Consider the following 26,227-nt stretch of genomic DNA (forward strand, 5'->3'; position numbering starts at 1 on the left):
GAAAACTGAAACATGTTGCATTTCGCTGCCCGCAGGCACCGGAGAAGTCACCCGCCCGCCGCGGCCGCGAAGGAACCGTCGGACGCCACCGGATCACCGAGCCGCGGCACGTAGTGCGACCATGCCAGCCGCGCCACCAGGTCGCGCCGGCTGTGCACCCCGGTCTTGGCGAAGATGCTCTTGAGGTGGTCCTGCACCGTGTACGGGCTGATGAACAGGGCTCGTCCGATCTCCTCGCGGGTGCGTCCGGCCAGCACCTGACGCACCACGTCGGTTTCCCGCGCGGACAGGCCGTGAGCCGCGGCGATGAAGGTGACGACCTCGGGCAGGTGCGCTCGCTCGATGTTGACCACCACCCCGGGTGGCCCGGTCCTGTCCGCGGTGCCCACGGCCCGCAGCACGACCCATTCGCCGTCGAGTGTCCTGGCCCGCACCACGACCGGCCCGCCGCCGGAGGAACGAACCCGCATCGCGATGAAGCGCACCAGCAGTTCCCCCGCCGGCCGGGCGGATGCCGTCCAGCCGAGCCGGTCGAAATAGGCCCGCGCCGCAGGTGTCGTCATCGCCGGTTCGTCGTGGTCGTCCACGATCACGACCGCAGGACCGTCATCCGACTCCGAATTCGTGTACGCGGCCTGGCGGAGCAGGCTCGTCCGGAGACCGTCACCGATGTCGCGAAGGACCGCGGTGAGGGTACCGATCTCGGCGTCGGTGAACGCATGCATCTCGGATCTCGACAATTCGGCTACACCCCAACATGTTCCGTCACGGCCACGGAACAACATGCGCACGTCGTCGTCGACGCCGATCGGTTCGAGGAACTCGCGGTACGGCCGGGAGGTCCTGAATCGCCCACCGGTCACCTGCCGCACACTGCAGATTGCACCCGGTCGGCGAAACAATTCGTCGAAACTGAAGGTATCCGGGTCCGGTCCGTATTCGAGTTCGGCGCAGAGCTTTCCGGCATAGTCGTCGAAACCGATGTTCGTCGCCGCCGTCGGAACGCGGACTGCGGGATCCAGGAGCGCCACAACCCCGCCGTCGAACGGGACCTGTTCGCGGAGTGCATCGAGAATCTGCGTCCGAAAATCCGCGGAGTCGGTCGCAGTCCGTACTGCGCGACGGACCGTCGACTTCAACCGGGCGGCAGAGCGCGCCGCGTCCATGGAGCCAGTATTCCCCACGAAAGTGGGATTGAGAACGGACATGGGAGATCGGAATCTGGAGACGGGCCAGCCAGGAGGTAAGGACCGATGACCACTACGAAATCCACTCCGATGTCCGATACCGATCTCGAGGTCATGTACCTCATCCACGACGCCTTCCGGCGCGACTCCGAACGTCTTGCCCGGGTCGCCGAGAAGGGTGTCCCCGAGGACCCGGCCACCCACGATGCGGTGCTGCTCGGTTGGCACGGATTCAGCCGGGAACTGCATCAGCATCACACGATCGAGGACGAGTTCCTCTGGCCGTTGATGCGAACCCGGCTCGACCAGGAGCCGGACGCCCTCGAAGTGCTCGATGCGATGGAATCCGAACACTCACTCATCGATCCGACGCTCGCGGCCGTCGAGGAAGCGTTCGACGACCGCGAACACGGACCCGACGTCCTGGCGGAACGTCTGGACGCGATAGTGCACCTGCTGCGGTCCCATCTCGCCCACGAGGAACGGGACGCACTGCCCCTTGTCGCCCGCGCCCTGACGTCCGAGGAATGGCACCGGATCTCCAAGGACGCGCTGCGCAAGATGTCCTTCTCCGATGTCGCGGCGACGACGCCGTACCTGTTCGAGGGAGCACCGGAGGACCGGATCCGTCTGGTGTACAGCGAGTTGCCGCTGCCCTTGCGCCTCCTCCACCGGTTCTGGTGGGAACCGCGGTACCGCCGCGCCCGCAGATGGGAATAGGCGCACGCACGGCACCCACCCGGAACGAAAGGAGGGCGGACGTCACCCGCTCGACGCGACCGCGAACGAACCGTCGGACGCCACCGGATCACCGAGCCGCGGCACGTAGTGCGACCATGCCAGCCGCGCCACCAGGTCGCGCCGGCTGTGCACCCCGGTCTTGGCGAAGATGCTCTTGAGGTGGTCCTGCACCGTGTACGGGCTGATGAACAGCGCTCGCCCGATCTGCTCGCGGGTGCGCCCGGCCAGCACCTGACGCACCACGTCGGTTTCCCGCGCGGACAGGCCGTGAGCCGCGGCGACGAACGTGACGACCTCGGGCAGGTGCGCTCGCTCGATGTTGACCACCACCCCGGACGGCCCGGTCCCGTCCGCGGTGCCCACGGCCCGCAGCACGACCCATTCGCCGTCGAGTGTCCTGGCCCGCACCACGACCGGCCCGCCGCCGGAGGAACGAACCCGCATCGCGAGGATGTACACCGGCAGTCCCCCCGGCCGATCGGGCTCCACCCAGCCGAGCCTCTCGAAATACCCGAGCGCGGCCGGTGTGGTCAGCGCCAGTTCGTTCTGGTCGTCCACAACCACGACCGCGGGACCGTCACCCGAGTCCGAATTCGTGTACGCGGCCTGGCGGAGCAGGCTCGTCCTGAAACCGTCCCCGATGTCGCGGAGAACCCCGGCGAGCACCTCGATCTCCACGTCGGTGAACGCGGCCGTCTCCGTTCTCCCCAGATCTGCCATACCCCAACATGTTCCGTCCCGGCCACGGAACACCATGCGCACGTGGTCATCGATACCGAACGGTTCGAGCACCTCGCGATAGAGCCGGGTGGCCCGGTATCGCCCACCCTCCTGCTGCACGCTCCGGATTCCGCTCGGCCGGCGCAACATCGCGTCGTAGCCGAAGGCATCCGGATCGGGCCCGTATTCGAACTCGAAGACGGTATTCATGGCGCGGAGCGGGTCGTCGAAACCGACATTCGTCCCCGACGTCGGAACCAGCACCGCGGGATCCACGGTCGCCACGCACCCACAATCGAACGGGACCTGTTCGCGAAGTGCATCGAGAATCTGCGTCCGAAAATCCGCGGAATCGGTCGCAGTCCGTACTGCGCGACGGACCGTCGACTTCAACCGGGCGGCAGAGCGCGCCGCGTCCATGAAGCCCAGTATTCCCCACCAATGAGGGATTGAGAACGGGCACGGGTGGTCGGAATCTGAAGTCAGGGGCGAGTCAGGAGGTAAGGACCGATGCCCACCACGAAATCCACTCAGCTGTCCGAAGCGGACCTCGAGATGCTGTACCTCATCCACGATGCGTTCCGGCGCGACAGCGAACGTCTGACACGGGTCGCCGAACACGGCGTCCCCGAGGACCCGGCCACCCACGACGCCGTGCTGCTCGGCTGGCACGGCTTCAGCACGATACTGCACCATCACCACACGATCGAGGACGAGATGTTCTGGCCGCTGATGCGGACCCGGCTCCAGGACGAACCCGATGCCCTCGAGGTGCTCGACGCGATGGAAGCCGAACACGCCCTTCTCGATCCGTCACTTGCAGCGGTCGAGGAAGCGTTCGACGACCGCGAGCACGGACCCGACGTCCTGGCCGAGCGCCTCGACACGGTGGTGCACACGCTGCGGTCCCATCTCGCGCACGAGGAGAAAGACGCCCTACCGCTGATGGCGCGCACCATCACAGCCCGGGAAGTGCAAACCCTCACCAAGGACGCAATACGTTCGGTGTCCCGTTCCGAGCTCCGGGAGGCGACCCCGTACCTGTTCGAGGGAGCACCCGAGGACCGGACCCGCCGGCTGCTGCGCCAACTTCCGCTGCCGGTGCGGCTCCTCCACCGGTTCTGGTGGAATCCGCAGTATCGCCGCGTCCGCAGATGGGAATGAACACGCGCGGCCCCAACCGGCCACTCGGGGTCCCTTCACGACGCGGCCTCGAGGAGCCGTCGGCAAACGCCGCTCGCGTACGGGGACGTCGGCGACGAACAGCGCGGGTCGACGTGCTCAGAGTCTCGGATCCAGCACCACCTTGCAGACGCTGTCCGAGCGGCTGCCGTACATCTGATAGGCACGGTCACCCTCGGACAACGGCAACCGGTGGGAAACGACAGCCCCCGGATCAAGGCGCCCGTTCTCGGTGAGCGCCAGCAACGTCGGGAGCTCCGCCTGCACCGAACACAAGCCGATCGCGAAGTCCAATTCTTTGAGCTGGGCAATCTCCATCGGGAAGGTGAACCGGTTGTTCTGGCTGACGCCGATCACGCTGACCCGCCCACGGACCCGTACCGCGCGCAGCGCCAGATCTATCGTGGCGTCCGCGCCGACCGCCTCGATGACGGCGTCGACGCCCCGGCCACCCGTCGCGTCGCGGACTGCTCGGACCTGGCTCTTCCGGTCGTCACCCACGTCGATCGCACGGGCACCCATCGCCTCGGCCCGCGCACGGCGGTCCGGCACCGGATCGATCGCGAGGACCTGCCCGGCGCCCATCGCGATGGCGGACTGGACCGACATCAACCCGACCGGCCCCAGCCCGATCACCAACACCGAGTCGCCGGGCACGATCCGGGCCCGCCGACAGCCGTACCATGCGGTCGGTGCGTTGTCGGTCAGCACCAGGGCGGCCTCGTCGCCGACCGAGTCCGGGATCGTCGCCAGATTCACGTCGGCGTTCGGCACTCGCAGGTACTCGGCCTGGGTGCCGGCCAGCGCGTGGCCGAGCCCGTAGCAGCTCGACTGCCAGGACTTACCGGCTTTGAAGGTGCAGGTCGACACTCGACCGGCCGCGCACTCGGAGCACGTCGTGCAGCCCACCGACGCCGTGGCCAACACTCGGTCGCCGGGCGCGAATCCGGTGACACCGGCACCCACCTCCCTCACGATTCCGACGGCCTCGTGCCCGACGATGAAACCGATGTCGTCGGTGAATCCGTGACCGCCCCAGATGTGCAGATCGCTGCCGCAGATGCCGGCCAACGTCACCTCCACGATCGCGTCGAGGTCCCCGGACAGCACCGGCGATGGGACTTCGGCACAGGCCACGTCCCTCGGCCCGCGGTAGGTCAGAACCTTCATCGCGTCTTCTCCCATGTCACCACGTCGTACTTCTCCCACCTCGAGGGAGGCACTCCGCCCCATGAGCGGAGTGCCTCCCGAAAACCGATGCCGCTCAGCCCTATCGGTTGCGCCGAGCTCGGACAACAGGCTCGCGCCGGATACGCGATCATCGGCTGGTACGCATTTCGGGTCAGGCCCAGCTGCGTATCGCCGCGTCGAGGTCGAGTCGGCCGGCAGGTACCGGCGTAGCCGGGTCGGTCCTCGAGAACCGCGGCGCCGGCCGCGGCTGATCGACGCCACCGATGTTCTCGAAGATCCCGCGCCCCGACATGTGCGGGTCCGCAAGCGCCTCGTCGTAGCTGAGCACCGGGGTCACACACGCGTCGGAGCCCGTGAACACCTCGGCCCACTCGTCCCGGGTACGGGACTTGAACGCCGACGTCAAAGCCGCTCTCAGCGCGGGCCAGCGTGCGCGGTCCCACTGCGCCGGCAATTCACCGATCTCCAGACCGAGACCACGGACCATCTCCGCGAAGAACTGCGGTTCCAGGCAGCCGACGGCGACATGCCGGCCGTCTGCACACGTGTAGGTGTCGTAGAACGGTGTGGACCCGTCGAGGAAGTTCTCCCCCCGGCCCGCCGCCCATGCTCCCGCTCCCCGCAACGACCACAGAAGCTGGGCGAGCACACTGGTCCCGTCGACGATCGCACCATCGACGACCTGCCCGCGCCCCGAACGTTCGCGCTCCCAGAGCGCCGCCAGAACGCCGACGATCAAGAACATCGAGCCGCCGCCGAAGTCGCCCACCAGGTTCAGCGGTGGAACCGGCTTGCCGTCCGCCACACCGATGTTGTCGAGTACTCCGGTCAGCGAGATGTAGTTGATGTCGTGGCCGGCCGAGTTCGCCAGCGGGCCGTCCTGACCCCAGCCGGTCATCCGGGCATAGATCAGCCGCGGGTTGAGTTCCAGGCAGGGATCGGGTCCGAGGCCGAGACGCTCGGTGACACCCGGGCGGAAGCCCTCGACGAGTATGTCGGCCCGGCCGATGAGGTCGCGGACACCGGTGAGATCGTTGGCATCCTTGAGGTTGACGCGCACTACTTTTCGGCCCCGTAGAGTGGTGTCTTCGTCGCTCGACACTCCCGGGATCAGTTCCGGCGCCGAATGGCGCTCGACGCGGATCACCTCGGCACCCAGGTCGGCCAGCAGCATGCACGCGTGCGGCCCGGGACCGATACCGGCCAGCTCGACCACTCGGAGCCCGGCAAGCGGCCCGGTCGACCGCGGGTGATTCGGATTCGATGTGTTCATGGTCGTTTCGTCCCGGTCACAGGGACCGTGCGACGATCTCCTTCATGATCTCGTTGGTGCCGCCGTAGATCTTCTGAATCCGGGCGTCGGCATACATACGTCCGATGGGGTACTCACGCATGTATCCGTAGCCCCCGAAGAGCTGGAGACATCTGTCGACGACATCGCACTGCTGCTCCGTAAGCCAGTACTTCGCCATCGCGGCGGTGGTGGCGTCGAGTTCTCCGGCCAGGTGCCGCTGGATGCACTGGTCGACGAACACCCGGGCCACATGCGTCACGGATGCGCACTCGGCAAGCTCGAACCTGGTGTTCTGGAAGTCGAAGACAGACTGCCCGAATGCTTTACGTGACTTCGTGTAGTCCACGGTTGCCGCGACAGCGGCTTCCATCGCGCCGACGGCGGAGATCCCGATATTGAGACGCTCCTGGGCGAGTTGAGTTTTCAGCTGCATGAAGCCCTGCCCCTCCGGACCGAGCAGGTTCGCGACCGGCACCCGGACGTCTTCGAAGAAGAGTTCGGACGTGTCGGCGCCCTTGCACCCGACCTTGTCGAGGATCCGGCCTCGCACGAAGCCTGGGCTGTTGTCGGTTTCGACCACGAGGAGGGAGATTCCGCGGCCCCCGGCCTCGGGATCCGTCTTGACCGCGACGACGAGCAGATCGGCGGTGCCACCGTTGGAGATGAAAGTCTTGGCACCGTTGACGATGAAGTGGTCGCCGTCGCGGACCGCCCGGGTCTGGATCGCCTGCAGATCCGACCCGGTTCCCGGCTCCGTCATCACGATTGCCCCGATGCGCTCACCCCTCGCCATCGGCGGCAACCATCGACGGCGCTGCTCTTCGGTTCCATAAGCGTAGATGTAGTGGGCGACGATCGCCGAGTGCACGAGAATGCCGAATGTCGCGTCACCCGAACGGGCCTGGGCCTCGATGATTGCAGCCTCGTGGGCATAGTTGCCACCGCCGCCGCCGTACTCCTCCGGGATGGAACAGCACAGCAGCCCGAGGTCGCCGGCCTTGCGCCAGACCTCACGATCGACGTACTGCTGACTTTCCCACTTCTCCCGGTGCGGCACCACCTCGGTGGTGAAGAACTTCGTGGCGAGTTCACCGAGGGCGTCGACCTCGGGGTCACGCCACGGCGAAACGTACTGCGCTGTAGCCATGTCTCAGCCCTCGTACCCGCCGCCGGTGATGATCAGCTGTCCGCTGATGTAGTCGGATTCCGGATAGGTCAGCATCACGACCGAACCGGCAGCTTCCTCCGGTGTGCCGGGACGGCCGAGAGGAATCATCTGCTTCGCGGCGGCGAGCAGCTGCGGGTTGACCCCGACCTTGATCTGGCGGCCTTCCACGTCGATGGTCGAGTCACCGTCGGCGGGTGCCATGGTCAGCCGGGTTTCGATGAACCCGAACGCCACCGCGTTGACGTTGACGTTGTAGCGTCCCCACTCCTTGGCCAGGGTCTTGGTCATGCCGACGATGCCGGCTTTCGCCGAGGAATAGCTGGCTTGACCGGCATTGCCGAAAATGCCTGCCACGGAGGAGATGTTGACGACCTTGCGATGCACCTGGAGTCCTGCGTCGCGCTCGGTCTTGACGGCCTTGCTGATCACCGGCTGGGCGGCGCGGAGGATACGGAAGGGCGCCTTGAGGTGGACGTCGAGAATTGCGTCCCACTGCTCGTCGGTCATCTTCTGGATGACGCTGTCCCAGGTGTATCCGGCATTGTTGACGATGATGTCGAGGCCGCCGAAGTTCTGCGTGGCGGTGCCAACGAATCGATCTGCGAATTCCGGATCCGTGACGCTGCCTGCGCAGGCGACGGCCGCGCCACCCGCGCCGGTGATCTCGTCGACCACCTCGGTGGCCGGCACCGTATCGAGGTCGTTGACAACGACGTTGGCTCCTTCCGCTGCCAGCTGGAGGGCGATGGACCGGCCGATGCCGCGACCCGCGCCGGTGACGATCGCCGTCTTACCGTTGAGCTTTCCCATGATTGTTCGTCCTTACTGGGTGTGTCGTGAGAAGGTGGGTTCCGGTTCAGTCGAGCGCGACGGTTGCCTCGCCGACCAGGGTGGTCGTTCCGTCGGCCAGGGAAACCTGAAGATCGAGCGTGGCGAGTCGTTCGCGGTCGACGTCGGCGACCGAGGCCACCGTCGCGGTACAGGTGGGCTGCCCGTGCACGGGTGTGATCGAGGCGAATCGCACCTTGTACGACCGGATCCGTTCCTGCGGAACCAGGTCGGTGAGCAATCGGGCGAGGTACGCCATCGAGAGCATTCCGTGAGAGAACACATCGTCCAGGCCGGCCGACCGGGCCACGTCGAGGTCGATGTGAATCGGGTTGTGGTCACCGGAAGCGCCGGCGAACAGGGCCAATGTGGTCCGCGAGATCGGAGGGATCTCCAGGGCGGGAAGGGTGGCTCCGGCCACCAGGGTGTCGATGCTCATCGGTTGCCCTCCTCGCCGGCCACTGCGGCCGGGTCCGGGTGTTGGACGACGAGGACGCTGCGCATCTCCGCAACGACCGCGTCGTGCTGGTCGGTGACGACGGAGTCCTGCACGAGGAACTCGAGTCGGCCGCCACGCTTGTCGTAGATGTCGCTCACCGTGCTCACCACTGTCAGGTCGTCCCCCGCGTGGGCCACCTGCCGGTAGGAGAACTGCTGTTCGCCGTGGAGTACGAAGCGCAGGTCCACGCCGAGGCGGTCGAGGAATCCGGCGGAGTCCGGGTCCTCCATGCCGATCCCGAACAGGAAGGTCGGTGGGACCGGAAGGTCCGGGTGCCCGGCCTTCTTCGCCGCCTCGAGATCGGTGTAGATCGGGTCCCGCTGGCCTGTGGCGACCGCGAAGTCGCGCAGTCGGCTCCGGGTCATCAGCAACGACGCCCGGCCGGTTTCCTGACCGATGATGCTGCGATCGATGGCCATCAGATCGCCGCCTTCCGGTAGAGCGAGACCACGACGGCGCCACCGAGTCCGATGTTGTGCTGCAGCGCGAGCTGCGCATCGGGGACCTGACGATTGCCGGCGATACCCCGCAGCTGCCAGGTGAGCTCGCTGCACTGCGCGAGGCCGGTGGCGCCGAGCGGGTGGCCCTTCGAGATCAGGCCACCGGACGGATTGACCACCCAGCGACCTCCGTAGGTCGTGTCGCCCTTCTCGATCAGCTTGTGCCCCTCGCCGATGTCGCAGAGACCGAGCGCCTCGTAGGTGAGCAGCTCGTTTGCGGAGAAGCAGTCGTGCAGCTCGATGACATCGACCTCCTCGGCCGATCGGCCGGACTGCTCGAAGACCATCTCGGCGGCCTTACGACTCATGTCGAAACCGACGGCAGAGATAGCGCTCCCACCGAGCGATTCCGGAAGGTCGGTGACCATCGCCTGGCCCATGATCTCGACGGCCTGCTCGGTCAGCCCGTTCTCGCGCACGAAATCCTCGCTCGCGAGGACCACGGCGCCGGAGCCGTCCGAGGTCGGCGAGCACTGCAGCTTGGTGAGCGGCCCGTAGATCGAACGCGAATCGAGAATCTCCTGCAGCGTGTACTCGTCCTGGAACTGGGCGTACGGATTGTCGACCGAGTGCCGGTGGTTCTTCTCCCCCACCATCGCGAAATGCTCGGGCGTGGAACCGTACAGCTCCATGTGTTCGAGTCCCGCAGCACCGAACATGTACGGGGCGAACGGCTCCTGCGGCTGGTACTTGCGGGCGAGCACCTCCAGGTGCTTGTCCAGCGCGCCCGCCCGGTCGGTGTAGGAAGCGCTGAGCGAGCCGCGCTGCATCTTCTCGAACCCGAGAGCGAGCACACAGTCCGCGCGACCGCCCCGGATGGCTTCGGCCCCGAGATAGAGTGCGGTCGAACCCGTCGAGCAGTTGTTGTTGACGTTGACGACCGGCACCCCGGACAGCCCCAGTTCGTACACCGCGCGCTGTCCCGAGCACGAGTCGCCGTACACGTAGCCCACGTACGCCTGCTGGATCCGGTCGTACGAGACGCCGGCGTCGGACAGTGCCGCACTCCCCGCTTCCCGCGCCATGTCGGGGTAGTCCCACCCTTCGCGTGCGCCGGGCTTCACGAACTTCGTCATCCCGACACCGACCACGAATACTCGGCGATTCATCTTGCCCTCCTTCATTAAGTGAATCTCTAATAAGTAGAGTGACACAGGCACGCGTTGACCGCAAGAGTCAAAGAGGCCAGTATGTAGCCGATAGATACGGTCGCTCAGTGAGATTCTGCGCGATCTTGTGAATCTGAACTCAAGTACGAAAGCAGACAGGAGAAATGAGCATGCTGACAGGGAAGACCGTCGTGGTCACAGGCGGAAGTCGTGGCCTCGGCCGGGCGATGGTGCACGGTTTCGCGGAGCGAGGCGCATCGGTGGTCATCGCGAGCCGGAAGTTCGAGAGCTGCAAGGCTCTTGCCGAGCAGGTCGAGGATCGCTACTCCGTTCGCGCACTGCCGCTCGCGTGCAATGTGAGCGACTGGGACGAGTGCACGGCGCTGATCGAGAAGACCCTCGGTGAGTTCGGCGGTATCGACGTACTGATCAACAACGCGGGCTTGTCTCCGCTTTACCCCAGCCTCGATCAGGTTTCGGAAGCCCTGTTCGACAAGGTGATCGCCGTCAACCTGCGGGCGCCGTTCCGTCTGGCTGCACTGGCCGGGACACACATGATGGAGCAGGGTGGCGGTTCGATCATCAATATCGGATCCATCGAGGCGATCCGTCCCGGACCGGACGCCCTCCCCTACGCGGCGGCAAAAGCCGGTCTGCACACGCTGACAGAGGGATTCGCCCAGGCTCTCGGCCCTACCGTTCGGGTCAACACGATCCAGTGCGGCCCGTTCCTCACCGACATCTCCGAGAATTGGACGCCGGGGGTTCGCGAGAACCTCGAGAGCAGCCTCGCACTCGCGCGATGTGGACGGCCCGAAGAGGTGGTGGACGCCGCGCTGTTCTTCGCGACCGGCGCATCGTCGTTCTGTACCGGTTCGGTTCTGCGAGTCGACGGCGGAATGCCCTAGAAGCAGCTACCGCGATCGCCCCGGACAAACGCCCCGGCACCCGTGCACGCGCACGGGCGCCGGGGTTGTTCGACTTCCGGGATCACCCGATCAATCGATGCGCACGCTCGAAGAGTTGCAATGTGCGCGTGTGCATCTCGACCCCGAGTTCCGGCGTGGCCATGCCGGCGAGCGAACGGACGTACGTCCCCTCGAGCACGATGCCGAGTTTGAAGCATGCCAGCACGCGATACCAGTCCAGATGTTCCAGCGACCGCGTGCCCGACGCGGCGTAACGGGCGATCAGTTCGTCCGGTGTGGCGATACCACCCGCTTCGGCGAGGCGGCTGCCCATGAGATCCGTTCTTGCCCCCGCATCGGCCCAGACCGCCAGCAGCCATCCGAGGTCGAGCAACGGGTCGCCGATCGTGCACATCTCCCAGTCGACGATCGCGACGACCTTCGAGCTGTCCGGCGCGAACATGAGGTTGCCCAGATGGAAGTCACCGTGCATCAGCCCAGGGTCCGCTGCTGGGGGTCGGTGGCAATCGAGCCATTCGGCGATTGTGTCGACACCGGGTATTTCGTTGCCGGAGTACCCCATTCGTCGGTAGCTGTCGAGCTGATCGAGCCACCTGCGCACCTGTCGTTCCAGGAAACCGTCGGGACGTCCCATTCCGCCGAGTCCGATCTCGTCCGGATCCACTGCATCCAGCGTGAGCAGCGCGTCGACAACCGACAATCCCATCCGATGACGTAGGTCGGCCGATGCCTGCTGATCAGGTGACAGAGCGACCATCGCGTTGATGCCGTCGACGGGCTCCATCAGGAAGAAGACCGAGTCTCCCAGCACCTCAGGTGTCTCGCATCCGCCGAGCAGTCGGGGGTGCGGCACACCGGTGTCGCCGAGGGCACGCAGTACCGTCATCTCACGGCGCAGCGCGTCGTCGGATTCGGGGCGCGGATGCCGCGGTCCGCGGCGCAAGACGTATCCGATTCCGTCACGCTCGAATCGGTACATCAGATTCTGGGTCCCCCCACCCACCGGCCGGACGTGCGAGACCGGTCCGCTTCCCAAGCCGGCCGAGTCCATCCACCGTTCCACGGCGGGAAGATCGAGACCGATCACGTCCGGTCCCCTTCGAGATGTGCCGGTCATCGCTGGTGGACCAGGTGCGCGGCGACCCCCTGCGGTGTCGGTGTCGTGACGGAGGCGAATCGCTTCAGCTCGGTGCGTGCCACGGCACGACGATGAACCTCGTCCGGACCGTCCGCCACGCGCACGATCTTGGCCTCGGCGTACATCCGCGCCAGCGGGAAGTCCGGTCCGAGACCGGCGGCGCCGTGTGCCTGCATGGCGCGTTCGATCACTCGGGAGGCGACGTTGGGGACGGCAACCTTGATCCCCGATATCTGGCTCGCGGCTCCGGTGTTGCCGACCGTGTCCATGAGGTGCGCCGTGTACAGCGTGTAGAGCCGTGCCTGGTCGATCTCGATCCGGGAATCCGCTATCCACTCGCGGACCACTCCCTGATCGACGAGCGTGGTGCCGAAGGTGGCTCTCTTGTTCACCCTGTCGATCATCGACTCGAGGGCGCGCTCGGCAGCACCGATCATCCTCATGCAGTGATGGATACGGCCGGGACCGAGACGCGCCTGGGACATGGCGAAACCCGCGCCCACCTCGCCGAGCATGTTGGTCACCGGAACCCGGACGTCCGTGAAGGTGATCTCGGCGTGCGACTCGAACGTGTGGTAGCCGAGGACGGAAAGATCCCGTTCGATGGTGACGCCCGGGGTGTCCTTCGGAACGAGCACCATGCTGTGCCGGCGGTGCCTGGGCGCGTCGGGTGCGGCATCGGTGATGCCCATGACGATGAAGAGCTCGCATCGAGGGCGCGCAGCACCCGAGATCCACCACTTGCGCCCGTTGAGCACCCACTCGTCACCTTCTCGAACGATGGACAGCTCGATGTTGCTCGCATCCGACGACGCGACCCGAGGCTCGGTCATCGCGTAAGCGGATCGGATTTCACCGTCCATCAGGGGGCGCAGCCACCGGGCCTTCTGCTCGGGTGTCCCGAAGAGCGAAAGCAGTTCCATGTTTCCGGTGTCGGGTGCCGAACAGTTCATCGCCTCGGGGCCGAGGGGAAGGCTCCGGCCGCTCAATTCGGCCAACGGTGCGTAGTCCAGATTGGTCATGGGCTCGTGTCCGGCCTCCGGGTGTGGCAGGAAGAGGTTCCACAATCCTCGGTCGCGAGCAACCTTCTTGAGGTCCTCGAGAACGGGCGGGTTTGCGCGCTGCCCGTTCTGATCACGCAACTGCTCCTCGAACACGTTCTCCGCGGGATAGAGATGATTCTCGAGGAAGTCGATCATCTTCTCACGCAAGTGAATTGCTCGTGGACTCGAGTCGAACATCATCGGCGCCTTTCGGTGGATGCGGTGGGCCGCCGGTACTGCTCCCTGAGCCGGCGCTTGAACAGTTTTCCGCTGTCGTCACGTGGCAGGTCGTCGTCGAACACGACCACCCGGGGAACCTTGTAGCGAGCCAGGTGTGTTGCGACGAAGTCCCGGACGGCGTCGGCCGTGGCCTCGGCGCCCGGCAGGAGTTCGATGTGGGCGGCGAGGGACTCACCGAACTCGTCGTCGGGAATGCCGAATACCGCGACGTCGGCCACTCCGTCCATGCGCATGAGACAGGCTTCGATCTCGGCCGGATAGATGTTGACGCCGCCGGAGATGACCATGTCGCTGACCCGATCGGTCAGGTACAGGTACCCGTCGTCGTCCACATATCCGATGTCGCCGACGGTGATGTAACCGTCCTGCTCGATCTCGCGGCGCTTGGCATCGTTCCCGATGTAGGTGAAGTCGGGCCACCCCTCGACACTCCTGCCGTAGATGACTCCGGGTGTCCCGGCGGGAAGCCGCTCGCCCGTGAACATGTCCAGGATGCGGACATCGGAGCCGAAGCGAGGCTTGCCGACCGTTCCCGGGTGAGCAAGCGCCTCGGCACTGTCACACATGACGAACGGCCCGACCTCGGATCCACCGTAGTATTCGCGCACGATGGGTCCGAACCAGTCGATGATCGCCTTCTTCGTCTCGGGGGCACAGGGCGCCGCGGCGTGCACGATCACCTGCAGCGAACTCACATCGAACGACTTCCGCACCTCCGTCGGCAGCCGTAGCAGGCGGGTGAACATGGTCGGCACCATCTGGACGGACTCGATTCGGCGACTTTCGACGAGACGCAGAAACTCGACAGGATCGAATTTGGGCATGATCGTGATGTCCATGTCGAGCGCCGCGGCGAACAGCGCATGGTTGTTCGGGGCCGCGTGGTACAGCGGCGCGGGCAGCAGCGTCTTCCCCCCGGGTCGCAGGCCGAGCAGGCCCATCGATGCTTTCAGCACCTTCGCCTGATCTTCCGCTGAAATGCGATTCCTGAGAACACCTTTCGGAAGGCCCGTGGTGCCCGAGGTGTAGATGACGCCCATCGGCGTCTGATCGGTGACCACCGAAATCGGCTCGTTGCTCGCAATGAGACGGTCGAGGGTGTCGTACCGCCCGGTGGTCCGGACGTCACCGAGCCCGTAGGCGTCGGCGACCTCCGCCGGCACCTCCGCCTCGATGACCATCACCCCCTCGGGCGCCTGGGCGACGACGGCACCGATCAGGTCGGAATGGGCTATCACAGCCTTCGCCCCACTGTCCCGCAGCAGGTGCGCCAGATCCGAACCCATCCAGTGCCAATTGACGGGGACCGGGACGGCGCCGATCGGTGCCGCCGCGAGAGTGGTCTCGAGGAACGCGACCTCGTTGCGCATCACGATGGCGAAGCGGTCTCCCGGCCCGACACCCGAGGCTCGCAACCCGGCGGCGAGACGCGCGGCCCTGGCTTTGACCTCCACCAGGGTTCGCGACCTGCCACCGGACCACACGCGGGGCTCTCCGAACCCGCCCGCCTCGAGGGAATCAGACCTGACTGTAGGTTTCCTGATCGCTTGATTTTTCATGCTCGGATCCGGTCTAGTCATAGACTAGACCTTAACCGAGATTCACTTATGTGTGAAGAGGGTCACGAGCGCGGCGGGCGCTCGCCATCCTCGGACTCACGCCTCCAGCACTGCCACCACAACCGCACTCGCGTCGGCCACGAAACCCTCTGTGGATGCGAGATGTCGCGCCGTCGTCAGGTCATCGGCCACCGACAGCGCGATATGAACCAGGTGTCGAGCATCTCGTTGGTCGAGCTCGGGTCGGACCGCTCGGACGAGCGCTACCCATTCGGCCACGTACTCGCGTTGATACGCGACACTCCGCTCCTCGATTTCCACTTCCCCCGTCAGCTGGTGCACCATCCGCGGCTGAGCCGCGAACCGGGACACATAGGCGTGGGCGAGAAGAGCCAGAGCCTCGCGCGGATCGCTGGTTCGGCTCAATGCCTGGTCGAGATCCAGCCACAAGGAGTGGGTGCCCCGATCGAGCACTGCGCGGAGCACGGCAGCCTTGTTCTCGAAGTAGCCGTAGAGGTTCGGTCCCGTCACCTCGGCCGCACTGCCGATATCGTCCAGGGAGGTTTCCTGATAACCCTGCTCCGCGAACAGACGACTCGCAGCCAAGAGCAGCCGCTCCCGGCGCGACACCGGTGAAAGCCCCTTGCGCGCAACGCTCGGACCGGCAGCCCCGATGTCGGCCATCCGCGCTCCCGCGACCGCACGCGCTGCGCGGATGAGCACCTCGACATGGGTCGAGGCGGGGATGCGCACCGACCGATAGCTCGGGCTCGCCATCACCGATTGGATCGCCCGCGCCAACAGCTCCGCCTGACCGGCCGTCAGCTGCGGCCGGTCTCGCCGCAGCAGACGCTCGTATCCTTCTGCAGACCTGCGCAGCCGTTCCCGGAGGGACTCCCGCACCTCGGGGGGCAAGTGGCAGGCCTCGCGTGACCAGAGCACACCGAGGGGGCGAGCGACGGCGATCGATGCGGCTTCGGCGATCACCTCGTCGAGCGGGATGTCGCCGCTCGCCGGGAACTCGATGTCACCGAAACTGTCCTCGATCACGGCCTCGAGGAGAACCGCCTTGTTGGCGAAATGCCGGTAGAGCGCGCTCGGCCCGATTCCTACCCGGCTCGCGATCGCACCCATGGTGACGTTGTGGTAGCCCTGTTCGACGAACAGGTCCCGCGCATGCGCCAAGATCTGCTGCTTGCGGTCCTTCGGACGCCGTCTGACGCGATCTTCAACATTCTGCCCGGTCACCGAGGGGCCCTTTCTCCGAAGAAGTGAATCCGCATAAATGTATCGAGCACTCGCCATCGACGATCGGCTCGTCAGCGTATTTGCGGCGAGAACCAACCGCCGGTCGACGGCGACGAACGCACGCACGACACCCACCGGGACGACGCGCGGGCGGGCTATTACAGTCGGGGCAACACCGCGCACCCCGGGGGATACGACACAATGCAGCCTGCCTCGACCTCACCTGCCGAAACAGGCACGACGGTGACCGCGACCGTCGTCGAACACCATCGCCTTCGCAACAACCTCTCGGTCATCCGTCTCCAGTGCGACAACGAGGTCGTGCCGTTCCGCGCCGGCCAATACGTCGACGTCACCGTCCCGCAGCGGCCCGGTCTGCCGCGACGCCTGTCACCCGCGCTGCCCCCGTCCCTGGACGGCAAACTCGAGTTCCACGTGCGGTCCGTTCCCGGCGGCTGGGTCAGCGGCAGCATCGTCGCCGACACCCGGCCGGGCGACGTGTGGACGATCGGTGAACCGAAGGGCGGCGATCTGCACGTCGACGACAGCGGCCGCATCGTCATCATGATCGCGGGCGGGACCGGTCTGGCCCCGCTGCGCGCACTGCTGCTCGACATGGCTCGCCGCCCCGAACCGCCGCGCACGTTCCTGTTCGTGGGCGGCGGTTCTCCCCGCGACCTCTACGCGTCGGACATGCTGTCGCTGCTGTCCGAGGCGTTGCCGTGGCTGACGGTGGTTCCGGTCGTCGAATCGGTCGAGGATCCGGACTTCCCGGACCCTTGGTACAACCGGATCGTCACCCAGCTCGGCGACATCGGCGCCGACCCGGACGATCTGATCGAGGGCAGCCTCGACGAGGTCGTCACGTCCTACGGCGCGTTCGGCGACCATCAGGTCCTGTTGTGCGGGTCCGCGGCGATGGTCCGGGCGACCCTGCACAAGCTGATCGAGACGGGTACCCCCGTCGAGAACATCCGCTTCGACCCGTACTGATCGCCCGGGTGCGGGGCTTGCCTGCTTCGCGCCTCGGCAGGACGATGGATGGGCAAACATTCTCGTCCACCGAGGAGGGTCGTCATGACGACCGCTCGAGGGATCATGCATGCCGGTGCGACGTGCATCGGCGAACACGAAACCCTGGAGTACGCGGCACAGCAGATGCGTGAGCTCGACGTCGGCTCACTTCCCATCTGCGGCGACGACAACCGGCTGCACGGCATCATCACCGACCGCGACATCGTTCTGAAATGCGTTGCGCGCGGGTTGGATCCGACGATGATGACCGCCGGCGACCTCGCCCAGGGCAAGCCGTACACGGTCGCTGCCGACGCCGACATCGACGACGTACTCACGATCATGGAGGAACACCGGATCCGGCGACTGCCGGTGATCGGCGACCACCGGCTGATCGGAATGATCAGCGAAGCGGATCTGGCCACACACCTGCCCGAGGAACAGGTCGGCCGGTTCGTCGAATCCATCTGCGCCACCATGAGATAACCCGTCCCGAATCGAGGTGAGCGCCGATGAGCGCGCTGACAGGCAAGACCGTTCTCGTCTCCGGCGCAGCGCGCGGCATCGGTGCCGCGACCGCGCGCGCCCTGGCTTCCGAAGGCGCGCAACTGGTTCTGTTCGACGTGGACGCGCAACCACTGCACGAGCTGGTCGCGGTGATCGGCGACGACCGCGCGGTCGGGACGGTCGCCGATGTCCGGGATCTCGACGCGGTCCAGGCCGCCGTCGACGCGGGCGTCGACCGGTTCGGCGGCCTGGACTTCGCAGTGGCGAACGCCGGGGTCGGCGCGTACGGCTCTGTGCTGCAGGTCGATCCGGAAGCGTTCCGCACAGTGATCGACGTCGACCTCGTCGGGGTGTTCCACACCGTGCGCGCGACGTTGCCGGCGATCATCGAGCGCCGCGGCTACCTTCTTCTCGTGTCGTCGATGGCCGCGTACCTGCCCATGCCGGGGCAGGCGTCGTACAACGCGGCGAAAGCCGGTGTGGAGCAGTTCGCCAACACTGTGCGTCTCGAGGTCGCACGCCACGGCGTCGGTGTCGGGTCGGCGCACATGGGGTGGATCGACACCCCGCTGATCCGCGATGCCCGCGCCGATCTGCCCGCGTTCGACCGGATGCTCACGGCTCTACCCGGGCCGCTCGGGAAGGTCCACGACGTCGACGAGTGCGCCGCCGCGTTCGTCCGTGCCCTCGGGAGGCGGTCCCGCCGCGTGTACGTGCCCGGTCCGATGCGGACCGCAGCGTGGGCACGGACCCTGATCACCTCGGCGGTCGCCGACCGGATCGTGCTGCGAGCGCTGGCGCACGCGCCGGACGCGGACGGTCAGGTCGCGGCGCTGGGGCGTTCGATGAGCGCCCGCGTCGCCGCGCTCCTCACCGAAAGGTGAGGTGCCGGCGGGTTTTCGCCGGGCGCTCGATCACGCAGATGCGGACACGGCGTCCACATCGGTGTGCGACTGCGCCGGAACCGCGACGGTGACCCAGGCCCGCGCGATCACCGCTCCGGAATCGGTCGCACACATTACTGCGACGTCCTGCACGAATTCGTGATCGGTGCGATAGTGCTGCAGCACACCGACAGTGCACTTCGCCGGTTCGGTACCGGCCGTGGGACCGGTGATGCGGACGCGGAACCTCCGGACGTTCTCGACGCCGAACCGATCGACGACACAGCGGGCGAGTTCCCCCACGGCCCGCTCCGATGTCGCCGGTGCGTCCTCACACCCCGACAGAAACACTTCGGCAACCCTGCGGCCGACCGTGTCGAAGTACTCGACGGTCCGGTCCACACGGTGGGTCTCGGCGTCGCGCACCGTGCGGGTCCGGCCACGGAGCGGTTCGTCCGGCCGGGGTGGGAGGAAGAACACGATGTCCGCCTCGTCGGCACCTGCGCCGTCGAGCCCACCCGCCGCGACGCCGAGCGACAGGAAGGTGGGTGCGGAACCTGTTTCCGGAACAACACTTTTCACGATGATTCTCCCTCTCGCTCGGCGAGAATGCGTCAGACGGACACGCTCGAGTTCGCGGCGTCGCGTGCCGCGATGTATCCGAACACCAGACCCTGGCCGATGGTTGCGCCCGCACCCGGGTAGCGATTGCCGAACGCGTTGGCCGCGGTGTTGCCGATCGCGTACAGACCCTCGATGACGCTGCCGTCCTCGCGCAGCACGCGAGCACGTTCGTCGGCGCGCAGGCCGCCGCACGTGCCGAGATCGGACAGGGTCATCTTCACCGCGAAGTACGGGCCGTGGTCGAGCGGGCGCAGGTTCGGGTTCGGCTCGACCGTCGGGTCGCCGTAGTACCGGTCGTATGCGCTTGCGCCGCGCGCGAATTCGGAGTCCGTTCCCGCCACCGCGTCGTCGTTGAACCGGCGGAAGGTCTCGGCGAAGGCCTCCACCGGGATTCCCATCGATGCCGCGAGTTCCTCGGGGGTGGCACCGCTGTGCGCGATGCCGGCCTTGAACCAGGAGCCCGGGATCGGCTGGCGCGGGAACAGTCCCGCGGCGAACACGTAGCTGTTGCGGTACTTCTGGTCGAACACGATCCACATCGACTCGACCGGATCACCCGAGCGTTCACGCTCGAGGACGGTCTGGCCGAACGTCATGTAGTCGCAGGACTCGTTGATGAACCGGGAGCCCTTCTGGTCCACGATGAACGAGCCGGGCAGCGACCGCTCGGCGAGCATCACCAGCGGCGGATTGCCTTCGCGCGACGGTGCGACCGCCGGGAACCACCACGCCTGATCCATCAGGTCCACATCGGCGCCGATCTCCTGCGCGATCTTGATGGCGTCGCCGGTGTTGCCCTCCGCGCCGAGGCTTTCGCCGTCGACGAGCGATTCCGACTGGAACTTGTGCCGCCACTGCATGTCGTGGTCGAAACCACCGGCGGCGAGGACCACACCGCGACGAGCCGTGACGGTCACCTCCCGGCCGTTCTGCTCGACGACCGCGCCGGTGACGCGATCGCCGTCGGTCACCAGGCGCACCAGCGAGGTCTCCGTCCACACCGGGATCCCTGCGCGCAGCACACCCGCGAACAGACCCGCGGCGATGGCCTGGCCACCGGCGACGTACTCGCGCTTGATCGCCAGCCCTGCCACGCCCTGCGCGAGGCGGCGGAAGATCGTCGCGAATCCCTTAACCGGCACCCGTGCCATGAGGTTCATCCACTTGTAGTCGGCGCCGGTGGTGGGCATCGGCAGACTCGCCTCCATCAGCCCCGGCCGCAACCGGCCCCGCTCGTCGCCGAGCTGCGACAGGTCGAACGGGCGGCATTCGCACGTGCGTCCGATCGCTGCGCCGCCGGGACGCTCCGGGTGGTAGTCGGCGTAGCCCTTGGCCCAGAAGAACTTCATCGGCGTGGTGCGGCTGAGCATCGCCACCGTCTCGGCGCCGTTGTCGACGAACGCGTCACCGCGCTCGGCGGGGGCGCTGCCGTCGACCACCGCGCGGACGTAGGTGCGGCCACGCTCACGGGTGTCTCCGGAACGCGCTTCCTGCAGAACAGGATTGGCGGGCATCCAGAACGCGCCGCCCGACCGTGCCGTGGACCCGCCGACGTACTGCGTCTTCTCGACGACGAGCGCCGACAGTCCCTCCTCGTGCGCCGTGAGCGCGGCGGCCAGGCCGGTGCCCGAGCCGATCACGAGCAGGTCCACGGTGGTGTCCTGTGCCTGGACGGGGGCCGGTACGGGCTTCTTCGCCATGCCACTCTCCTTCGCCTGGTTGTTCCGCAACGAGGGACGACGGTAGACCGGTATCGACCCCGACGGCACGGACGTTCCCTACCACCGGGACACGCGGTCGGGAACCGGACGAACCGGTCCGCTCCAGGAAACCGGAACGGCGACTATCGCGGAACGACCGTGTACCGGCGCAGTGTCAGAGCGGGATTCTTGGCACGAACGGCAGACAGGCGAGCCGGATCGACCTCGGCCACGGCGATGCCTTCACGCTCACCCAGACCGGCAATCACCACACCCATGGGATCGACGACGATGCTCGCGCCGGATCCCACCGGAGCATTCTGGTCGGCTGCAGCGACATAGATCGTGTTTTCGATGGCGCGGGCACGGACCAGAGTGGTCCAGTGGTCTTCCTTGAGCGGTCCGGCCATCCACGCCGCCGGCAGGATCAGGACATCGGCACCGGCATCGACGATCGTCCTCGTCACCTCGGGAAAGCGGAGGTCGTAGCAGGTCTGGATCCCGAAGGTGATTCCGTCTATCCGGAAGGTCTCCGGGGCGGCGAGGGGTCCGGCCTGCACCATGTCGGATTCGCGGTAGCCGAATGCGTCGTAGAGATGGATTTTTCGGTAGGTCGCCACGATGCTGCGGTGGGGAGCCATTGCGACAACAGTGTTGTAGATGCGGTCCTCGCCCGTGATGGTCTCGTTCATCCCCGCGACGATGTGGATGTCGTGGGTCTGCGCCAGATGCCCCAACTCCGTGACGAATCGTCCGTCCAGCGGTTCCGCCGTCTTCACGAATCGATCGTCCATCACCGGCACCGTGAACATGGAGTACTCGGGCAGTACGAGCAGACGGGCACCTGCCGATACGGCCTGTTTCACCAGGTCACCGACACGTGCGAGGTTGGCGGCCGTGTCATCGCCGGACGCGAACTGGCCGATCGCGATCTGCATGCCTCTCCCCTGTTCCTTCCGGGTACACCGCGACCGGCCTGGACATCCGCTTTTGTCGACGGCGCCCGAGAGCAGGACGATCCCGGCATTCGGAAAGCAAACGGTTGAGAAGAGTTTAGTCTCCACTGTTTCCGGTGGTGGTGCGGATGCCGGGAAGACTGCGAAACTCGTTACCCGACAGGAGCATCGCGGTCAGTCCACGTCCCGACGCCGCACCAGAATCCCGGTGGTCACCACCGCGACCACGATGTAGGCGGTGACGGTGACGACCGCCCTGGGTCCGGAGATCACGTCCACCACCCCGGGCGTGCCCTGTCCCGCCCCGGTCACCGCACCGACGAGCGATCCGGCGGCGGTGCCCGGCAGGAATGCCGTCACGTCCTGGACGAGCGGCAGCGCGGAACCGACACCGCGCAGCAGATTCTCCACGACGAGGGTCCACACCAAACCCAGGCCGACCGACAACGCCGCACTGCGGGCGTAGGTGCCCAGCGCGAAACCGATCGTCGCCCACATCAGGAACACCAGATACGCCGTACCCGCCGAGCGGAGAAGGTCGGCAGCCGACGGCCAGGTGAGCGGTTGCGATTCGACCCTGGCGAGTACGACGGAAATGGCCGTGCACAGCACCGCGGTGACGATCACCATCGCGGCCACGATCACCGCGAGCGCGAGCAGCGCCCCGCTCGTCGGACGCAGCCGGCCGTGGGTGAACACCGTCTTCCAGGTTCCCCAGGTGTAACCGTTCCCTGCAACGAGGGCGCCGAGGACGAGCACGAGGGCACCCCCGAACAACGGCGTGCCCTGTACCAGGACATCGGGTACCGACTCGGGCAGGACGCCCTGCAACAGGACTTCGGCAGATTGTCCCTCGGTGGAGAAACCGGCCGATCCGGTCGTATAGGAGATGTACGGGAACACGTAACCGAATACGGTCGCGAGCAGGAACCATGTGCCGAGGGTCGCCCACATCGCCGGCCACGCACGCAACCGGAACAGTTCGGCGCGCACACTGCGCGCCACGGTGTTGCGCCCCGCGACATCGGGGACCGAGCTGGTGGGTGAGCGGAGTGTCGAGGCGGACATGTCACACCCCTTTCATCGGGGTGGAAGTGGTGGTCATCTCGAAGAACACGTCCTCGAGGGTGCGTTCGGTCGGTCCGATCGACGACACCGCCACATCGGCGGCGACGAGCGCCCGGACAACATCGGGTGCACGGTCGGGTGGCAGGTCCAGCAGCACAGCGTCGCCGTCGATCTCGAAGCCGTTCTCACCGGCGAGATCCGAGGCGATCGACACCACCCGGTCCTGGGGCGTGCCGCGCACCTTCAGGATCGCGTCGCCGAGCAGGGTGGACACGGTCGATTCGCGCACCAGGCGCCCGTTCGCGATCACGCCGACGCGGTCGCAGATCTCCTGGACCTCGCCGAGCAGGTGACTCGACAGAATCACGGTGTGCCCGGCCGTGGCGAGGTCGACGATCAGGGCCCGCATGTCGGCCATGCCGCTCGGGTCGAGGCCGTTGGTCGGCTCGTCGAGCACGATCAGGTCCGGGTCACCGAGCAGGGCCGCGGCGACCCCGAGCCGCTGCTTCATCCCCAGCGAATACGACTTGTACGCATCGTTGCCGCGGTCGACAAGACCGACCCGGGCCAGCACCTCCTCCACGCACCGATCACTCAACCCGCGGTGACGGGCCAGGGTGCGCAGGTTCGCTCGTCCCGACAGATAGGGAAAGAAACCAGGCCCCTCGATGAGAGCACCGGTACACGAGGACGATTCGCGCGAGCCGGCAGGCCGGCCGAGAACGCGGACGGACCCGGAGGTCGGGCGGATCAGGCCGAGGATCATGCGCAGCGTCGTGGTCTTCCCTGCGCCGTTGGGACCGAGGAATCCGTAGATCTCGCCGCGTCGAACGGTCATGTCCACGGAGTCGACCGCGGCGCGGTCGCCATAGCGTTTGGTCAGCGCCGACGTCTCGACCACGATGTCGGCATCGATATCGGCCGATCCCGCCCGGCCGGGCCGGTCGGTCGCAGTAGTGAGTGTCGTGTTGTCGCTCATGCCTCGATCGTCGGCCGCACACACGCCGACGTCGTCCGCCCACGGGCGTCATCGACCTACGCGATATTGCGTACACCATCGACCGGCGTGCACGGCTAGCGTCGACGATGTGGGTACCGATCAGGGCCGTGCCGTCACCGACCCGGTGATGCTCCGCGTCGGGTTCACGCTCGCGCTCGTTGCCCTGGTCACCGTGGCGACACTCGGGGCGAACAACATGCGCCCGCCGGCCGCGATGGTCGGTGCGGGTGCCCTCGCCGCGGCCTGCGCGGGGGTCGCACTGACCGCCCCGCGATGGCCACGAACCGCCTTGATCGCGGTGCCTGCGCTGGTCGGGATCTACTTTGCGACCGGTGGAGCCGACGGACCGATCTTCCTCCTGCCCGCGCTCGCAGCGTTCGGGGCGGCGAGCGTGCGTCCCGCCCGCGACCTCGCTGTTCCCGCTGCCCTCGCCGTCCTGGTTCTCGTCGCTGGGATGACGGCCCGGGTCCTCGTCGCCGGATATCCCGCGTGGGTCACACTCTGGCAGACACTCGGCACCGCCGCCCTCGCCCTCGCCGCCGCGGCCGTGGGGTGGTGGCGGTCGGCTCGGCGGGATGCGAACGCCGAGCGGATCCGCCGTGCCGCGACCGAGGAACAACTACGCATCGCCCGCGACCTGCACGACGGGGTCGGGCACGGGCTCGCAGTGATCGCGATGCAGGCCGGGGTGGCGCTGCACGTGCTCGAGCGCAACCCGGAGGCGGTGCGGGACGCACTGGTCGCCATCCGCGACACGAGCCGCGACGCCCTCAACGACCTGCGGACCGAGCTGACGACCCTCACGGGTGACGCCGCCGAGCGCCGACCGCGACGTGGTCTGGCCGACCTGCCGGTTCTCGTCGACCGCGTCCGGGCCGCCGGCCTCGACGTCGACGTGCGGGTACCGGCCCTCCCACTACCGGCCGACGTCGATCATGTCGCGTATTCGATCGTCGCGGAGGCGACGACCAACGTTCTCCGGCACGCGCAGGCCACCAGGGTGACTGTCGAGATCATGCGCGAAGGACAGGCGGTGACAGTGCGGGTCGCCGACGACGGGCGTGGCCGCACCACCGACGCGCCGACCGGTGGCCTCGGCCTCCGCGCGATGGCAGATCGTGCAGCCGAGCTCGGTGGAACGCTCGTCGCCGCACCGGGACCGGAACGCGGCTTCGTCGTGCGGGCCGTGCTTCCGGTCGGTGCCGCCGAGAGCACGGAGGACCGGGCATGACCGTGCGGGTGGTGCTCGTCGACGATCAGACGCTCGTCCGGGTGGGCCTACGAACGCTGTTCGCCGCCGAACCCGAAATCGAGGTCGTGGGCGAAGCCGGCGACGGTGGTGAAGCACTCGCGGTCATCGCGCGCACCCACCCCGACGTCGTCCTGTGCGATATCCGCATGCCTGCCCCCGACGGCCTCGAAGTGCTGCGTCGGATCACCGCCGATCCCGTGTTGAGGGACGTCCGCGTCGTGATGCTCACGACGTTCGAACTCGACGAATACGTCTTCGAGGCCTTGCACGCCGGCGCGAGCGGGTTCCTGCTCAAAGATGCCGAACCGACGGCCCTGCTCGATGCCGTCCGGGTCGTCGCCGACGGAGGATCACTGCTCGCGCCGTCGGTCACCCGACGCGTGATCGAGCACTTCGTCCACACGCAGGACACTGTGCAACCCCACCCCCGCATGGCGGACCTCACGGCACGGGAACGCGAGGTCGTCGCGTGGGTTGCGACAGGGCGGTCGAACAAGGAGATCGCCGACGAGCTGGTGGTCAGTCCCGACACCGTCCGCACACACGTGTCGCGCGCGATGATCAAACTCGGCGCGCGCGACCGAGCACAACTGGTGGTGTTCGCGATCCGCTCGGGCCTGCAGCCGTGACAGCGCCGGCACCCCGT

26 protein-coding genes are annotated in these 26,227 nt (G+C 66.8%); 8 read left to right on the forward strand and 18 right to left on the reverse strand.

The features are described from left to right. Positions 1–47: 47 nt before the first annotated feature. On the reverse strand, positions 48–1,166 hold the full coding sequence (locus ACWDTS_RS03970) for a response regulator transcription factor (protein ID WP_248672939.1): 1,119 nt from the start codon (positions 1,164–1,166) through the stop codon (positions 48–50). A gap of 87 nt (positions 1,167–1,253) precedes the next feature. On the opposite strand from ACWDTS_RS03970, the gene ACWDTS_RS03975 reads away from it, so the two are divergent. After that, on the forward strand, positions 1,254–1,907 hold the full coding sequence (locus ACWDTS_RS03975; protein ID WP_450110816.1) for a hemerythrin domain-containing protein: 654 nt from the start codon (positions 1,254–1,256) through the stop codon (positions 1,905–1,907). Between the two features lie 42 nt (positions 1,908–1,949). Here the strand turns inward: ACWDTS_RS03975 and ACWDTS_RS03980 are convergent, their stop codons facing one another. Then, positions 1,950–2,933, reverse strand: coding sequence for a response regulator transcription factor (locus ACWDTS_RS03980; RefSeq protein ID WP_450110815.1), 984 nt, complete (start codon positions 2,931–2,933; stop codon positions 1,950–1,952). A 225-nt stretch (positions 2,934–3,158) separates the two neighbouring features. On the opposite strand from ACWDTS_RS03980, the gene ACWDTS_RS03985 reads away from it, so the two are divergent. Further along, a complete protein-coding gene (locus ACWDTS_RS03985; protein WP_450110814.1) occupies positions 3,159–3,812 on the forward strand; it encodes a hemerythrin domain-containing protein in 654 nt (217 codons plus the stop codon). Between the two features lie 117 nt (positions 3,813–3,929). On the opposite strand, the gene ACWDTS_RS03990 is transcribed toward ACWDTS_RS03985, so the two are convergent. The 7 genes from ACWDTS_RS03990 to ACWDTS_RS04020 all read right to left on the reverse strand — a co-directional run bounded on the left by ACWDTS_RS03990 (position 3,930) and on the right by ACWDTS_RS04020 (position 10,419). Beyond that, the gene (locus ACWDTS_RS03990) at positions 3,930–5,000 is read right to left on the reverse strand and encodes an alcohol dehydrogenase catalytic domain-containing protein (protein ID WP_450110813.1); all 1,071 of its coding nucleotides are present in this window, start codon (positions 4,998–5,000) and stop codon (positions 3,930–3,932) included. 172 nt (positions 5,001–5,172) lie between these two features. Further along, on the reverse strand, positions 5,173–6,294 hold the full coding sequence (locus ACWDTS_RS03995) for a CaiB/BaiF CoA transferase family protein (protein ID WP_450110812.1): 1,122 nt from the start codon (positions 6,292–6,294) through the stop codon (positions 5,173–5,175). 16 nt (positions 6,295–6,310) lie between these two features. After that, a complete protein-coding gene (locus tag ACWDTS_RS04000; protein ID WP_420750354.1) occupies positions 6,311–7,462 on the reverse strand; it encodes an acyl-CoA dehydrogenase family protein in 1,152 nt (383 codons plus the stop codon). 3 nt (positions 7,463–7,465) lie between these two features. Next, the gene (locus ACWDTS_RS04005; RefSeq protein WP_450110811.1) at positions 7,466–8,293 is read right to left on the reverse strand and encodes an SDR family NAD(P)-dependent oxidoreductase; all 828 of its coding nucleotides are present in this window, start codon (positions 8,291–8,293) and stop codon (positions 7,466–7,468) included. 46 nt (positions 8,294–8,339) lie between these two features. Then, entirely contained in the window at positions 8,340–8,750 is a 411-nt protein-coding gene (locus ACWDTS_RS04010; protein WP_450110810.1) for a MaoC/PaaZ C-terminal domain-containing protein, read from the reverse strand. Continuing rightward, positions 8,747–9,229: a MaoC family dehydratase N-terminal domain-containing protein gene (locus tag ACWDTS_RS04015; RefSeq protein ID WP_450110809.1), complete on the reverse strand. Its 483-nt coding sequence runs from the start codon at positions 9,227–9,229 to the stop codon at positions 8,747–8,749. Before ACWDTS_RS04015 ends, ACWDTS_RS04010 begins: the two co-directional genes overlap by 4 nt. Beyond that, positions 9,229–10,419 (reverse strand): lipid-transfer protein, encoded by a 1,191-nt coding sequence (locus ACWDTS_RS04020; protein ID WP_450110808.1) that lies wholly within the window; start codon positions 10,417–10,419, stop codon positions 9,229–9,231. The genes ACWDTS_RS04015 and ACWDTS_RS04020 overlap by 1 nt, the downstream gene beginning before the upstream one ends. A gap of 170 nt (positions 10,420–10,589) precedes the next feature. Between ACWDTS_RS04020 and ACWDTS_RS04025 the strand changes: the two genes are divergently transcribed. Beyond that, positions 10,590–11,327, forward strand: a complete 738-nt coding sequence (locus tag ACWDTS_RS04025; RefSeq protein ID WP_197254938.1) for an SDR family NAD(P)-dependent oxidoreductase — start codon at positions 10,590–10,592, stop codon at positions 11,325–11,327. A gap of 82 nt (positions 11,328–11,409) precedes the next feature. Here ACWDTS_RS04025 and ACWDTS_RS04030 read toward each other — a convergent pair whose 3' ends face one another. From ACWDTS_RS04030 to ACWDTS_RS04045, 4 genes are all read right to left on the reverse strand, one after another. Continuing rightward, positions 11,410–12,465 carry a phosphotransferase family protein gene (locus ACWDTS_RS04030; protein ID WP_450110807.1) on the reverse strand — a complete coding sequence of 352 codons (1,056 nt, stop codon included), beginning with the start codon at positions 12,463–12,465 and terminating at the stop codon, positions 11,410–11,412. Next, on the reverse strand, positions 12,462–13,730 hold the full coding sequence (locus tag ACWDTS_RS04035) for an acyl-CoA dehydrogenase family protein (protein WP_450110806.1): 1,269 nt from the start codon (positions 13,728–13,730) through the stop codon (positions 12,462–12,464). Before ACWDTS_RS04035 ends, ACWDTS_RS04030 begins: the two co-directional genes overlap by 4 nt. Continuing rightward, the gene (locus ACWDTS_RS04040; protein ID WP_450110805.1) at positions 13,727–15,253 is read right to left on the reverse strand and encodes an AMP-binding protein; all 1,527 of its coding nucleotides are present in this window, start codon (positions 15,251–15,253) and stop codon (positions 13,727–13,729) included. The genes ACWDTS_RS04035 and ACWDTS_RS04040 overlap by 4 nt, the downstream gene beginning before the upstream one ends. A 171-nt stretch (positions 15,254–15,424) precedes the next feature. Beyond that, positions 15,425–16,576 (reverse strand): TetR/AcrR family transcriptional regulator, encoded by a 1,152-nt coding sequence (locus tag ACWDTS_RS04045; RefSeq protein WP_450110804.1) that lies wholly within the window; start codon positions 16,574–16,576, stop codon positions 15,425–15,427. A gap of 201 nt (positions 16,577–16,777) precedes the next feature. On the opposite strand from ACWDTS_RS04045, the gene ACWDTS_RS04050 reads away from it, so the two are divergent. The 3 genes from ACWDTS_RS04050 to ACWDTS_RS04060 all read left to right on the forward strand — a co-directional run bounded on the left by ACWDTS_RS04050 (position 16,778) and on the right by ACWDTS_RS04060 (position 18,981). Then, on the forward strand, positions 16,778–17,569 hold the full coding sequence (locus tag ACWDTS_RS04050; protein WP_450110803.1) for an FAD-binding oxidoreductase: 792 nt from the start codon (positions 16,778–16,780) through the stop codon (positions 17,567–17,569). Positions 17,570–17,653: 84 nt separating this feature from the next. Beyond that, on the forward strand, positions 17,654–18,076 hold the full coding sequence (locus ACWDTS_RS04055) for a CBS domain-containing protein (protein ID WP_450110802.1): 423 nt from the start codon (positions 17,654–17,656) through the stop codon (positions 18,074–18,076). 26 nt (positions 18,077–18,102) lie between these two features. Next, positions 18,103–18,981: an SDR family oxidoreductase gene (locus ACWDTS_RS04060; RefSeq protein WP_450110801.1), complete on the forward strand. Its 879-nt coding sequence runs from the start codon at positions 18,103–18,105 to the stop codon at positions 18,979–18,981. A gap of 30 nt (positions 18,982–19,011) precedes the next feature. On the opposite strand, the gene ACWDTS_RS04065 is transcribed toward ACWDTS_RS04060, so the two are convergent. From ACWDTS_RS04065 to ACWDTS_RS04085, 5 genes are all read right to left on the reverse strand, one after another. Next, positions 19,012–19,563, reverse strand: coding sequence for a hypothetical protein (locus tag ACWDTS_RS04065; RefSeq protein ID WP_197254810.1), 552 nt, complete (start codon positions 19,561–19,563; stop codon positions 19,012–19,014). A 32-nt stretch (positions 19,564–19,595) separates the two neighbouring features. Then, the gene (locus tag ACWDTS_RS04070; RefSeq protein WP_197254808.1) at positions 19,596–21,305 is read right to left on the reverse strand and encodes a 3-ketosteroid-delta-1-dehydrogenase; all 1,710 of its coding nucleotides are present in this window, start codon (positions 21,303–21,305) and stop codon (positions 19,596–19,598) included. A 143-nt stretch (positions 21,306–21,448) separates the two neighbouring features. Then, positions 21,449–22,243, reverse strand: a complete 795-nt coding sequence (locus ACWDTS_RS04075) for a carbon-nitrogen hydrolase family protein (protein ID WP_450117631.1) — start codon at positions 22,241–22,243, stop codon at positions 21,449–21,451. Positions 22,244–22,435: 192 nt separating this feature from the next. Continuing rightward, the gene (locus ACWDTS_RS04080; RefSeq protein WP_248672931.1) at positions 22,436–23,329 is read right to left on the reverse strand and encodes an ABC transporter permease; all 894 of its coding nucleotides are present in this window, start codon (positions 23,327–23,329) and stop codon (positions 22,436–22,438) included. 1 nt (position 23,330) lies between these two features. Further along, positions 23,331–24,308 (reverse strand): ABC transporter ATP-binding protein, encoded by a 978-nt coding sequence (locus ACWDTS_RS04085; RefSeq protein WP_450117632.1) that lies wholly within the window; start codon positions 24,306–24,308, stop codon positions 23,331–23,333. 109 nt (positions 24,309–24,417) lie between these two features. Between ACWDTS_RS04085 and ACWDTS_RS04090 the strand changes: the two genes are divergently transcribed. Both ACWDTS_RS04090 and ACWDTS_RS04095 read left to right on the forward strand, forming a co-directional pair. Continuing rightward, the gene (locus tag ACWDTS_RS04090) at positions 24,418–25,560 is read left to right on the forward strand and encodes a sensor histidine kinase (RefSeq protein WP_450110795.1); all 1,143 of its coding nucleotides are present in this window, start codon (positions 24,418–24,420) and stop codon (positions 25,558–25,560) included. Next, positions 25,557–26,210 carry a response regulator gene (locus tag ACWDTS_RS04095; RefSeq protein ID WP_248672928.1) on the forward strand — a complete coding sequence of 218 codons (654 nt, stop codon included), beginning with the start codon at positions 25,557–25,559 and terminating at the stop codon, positions 26,208–26,210. The genes ACWDTS_RS04090 and ACWDTS_RS04095 overlap by 4 nt, the downstream gene beginning before the upstream one ends. Positions 26,211–26,227: the final 17 nt, after the last annotated feature.

It is taken from the genome of Rhodococcus sp. NPDC003383, from assembly GCF_053589115.1.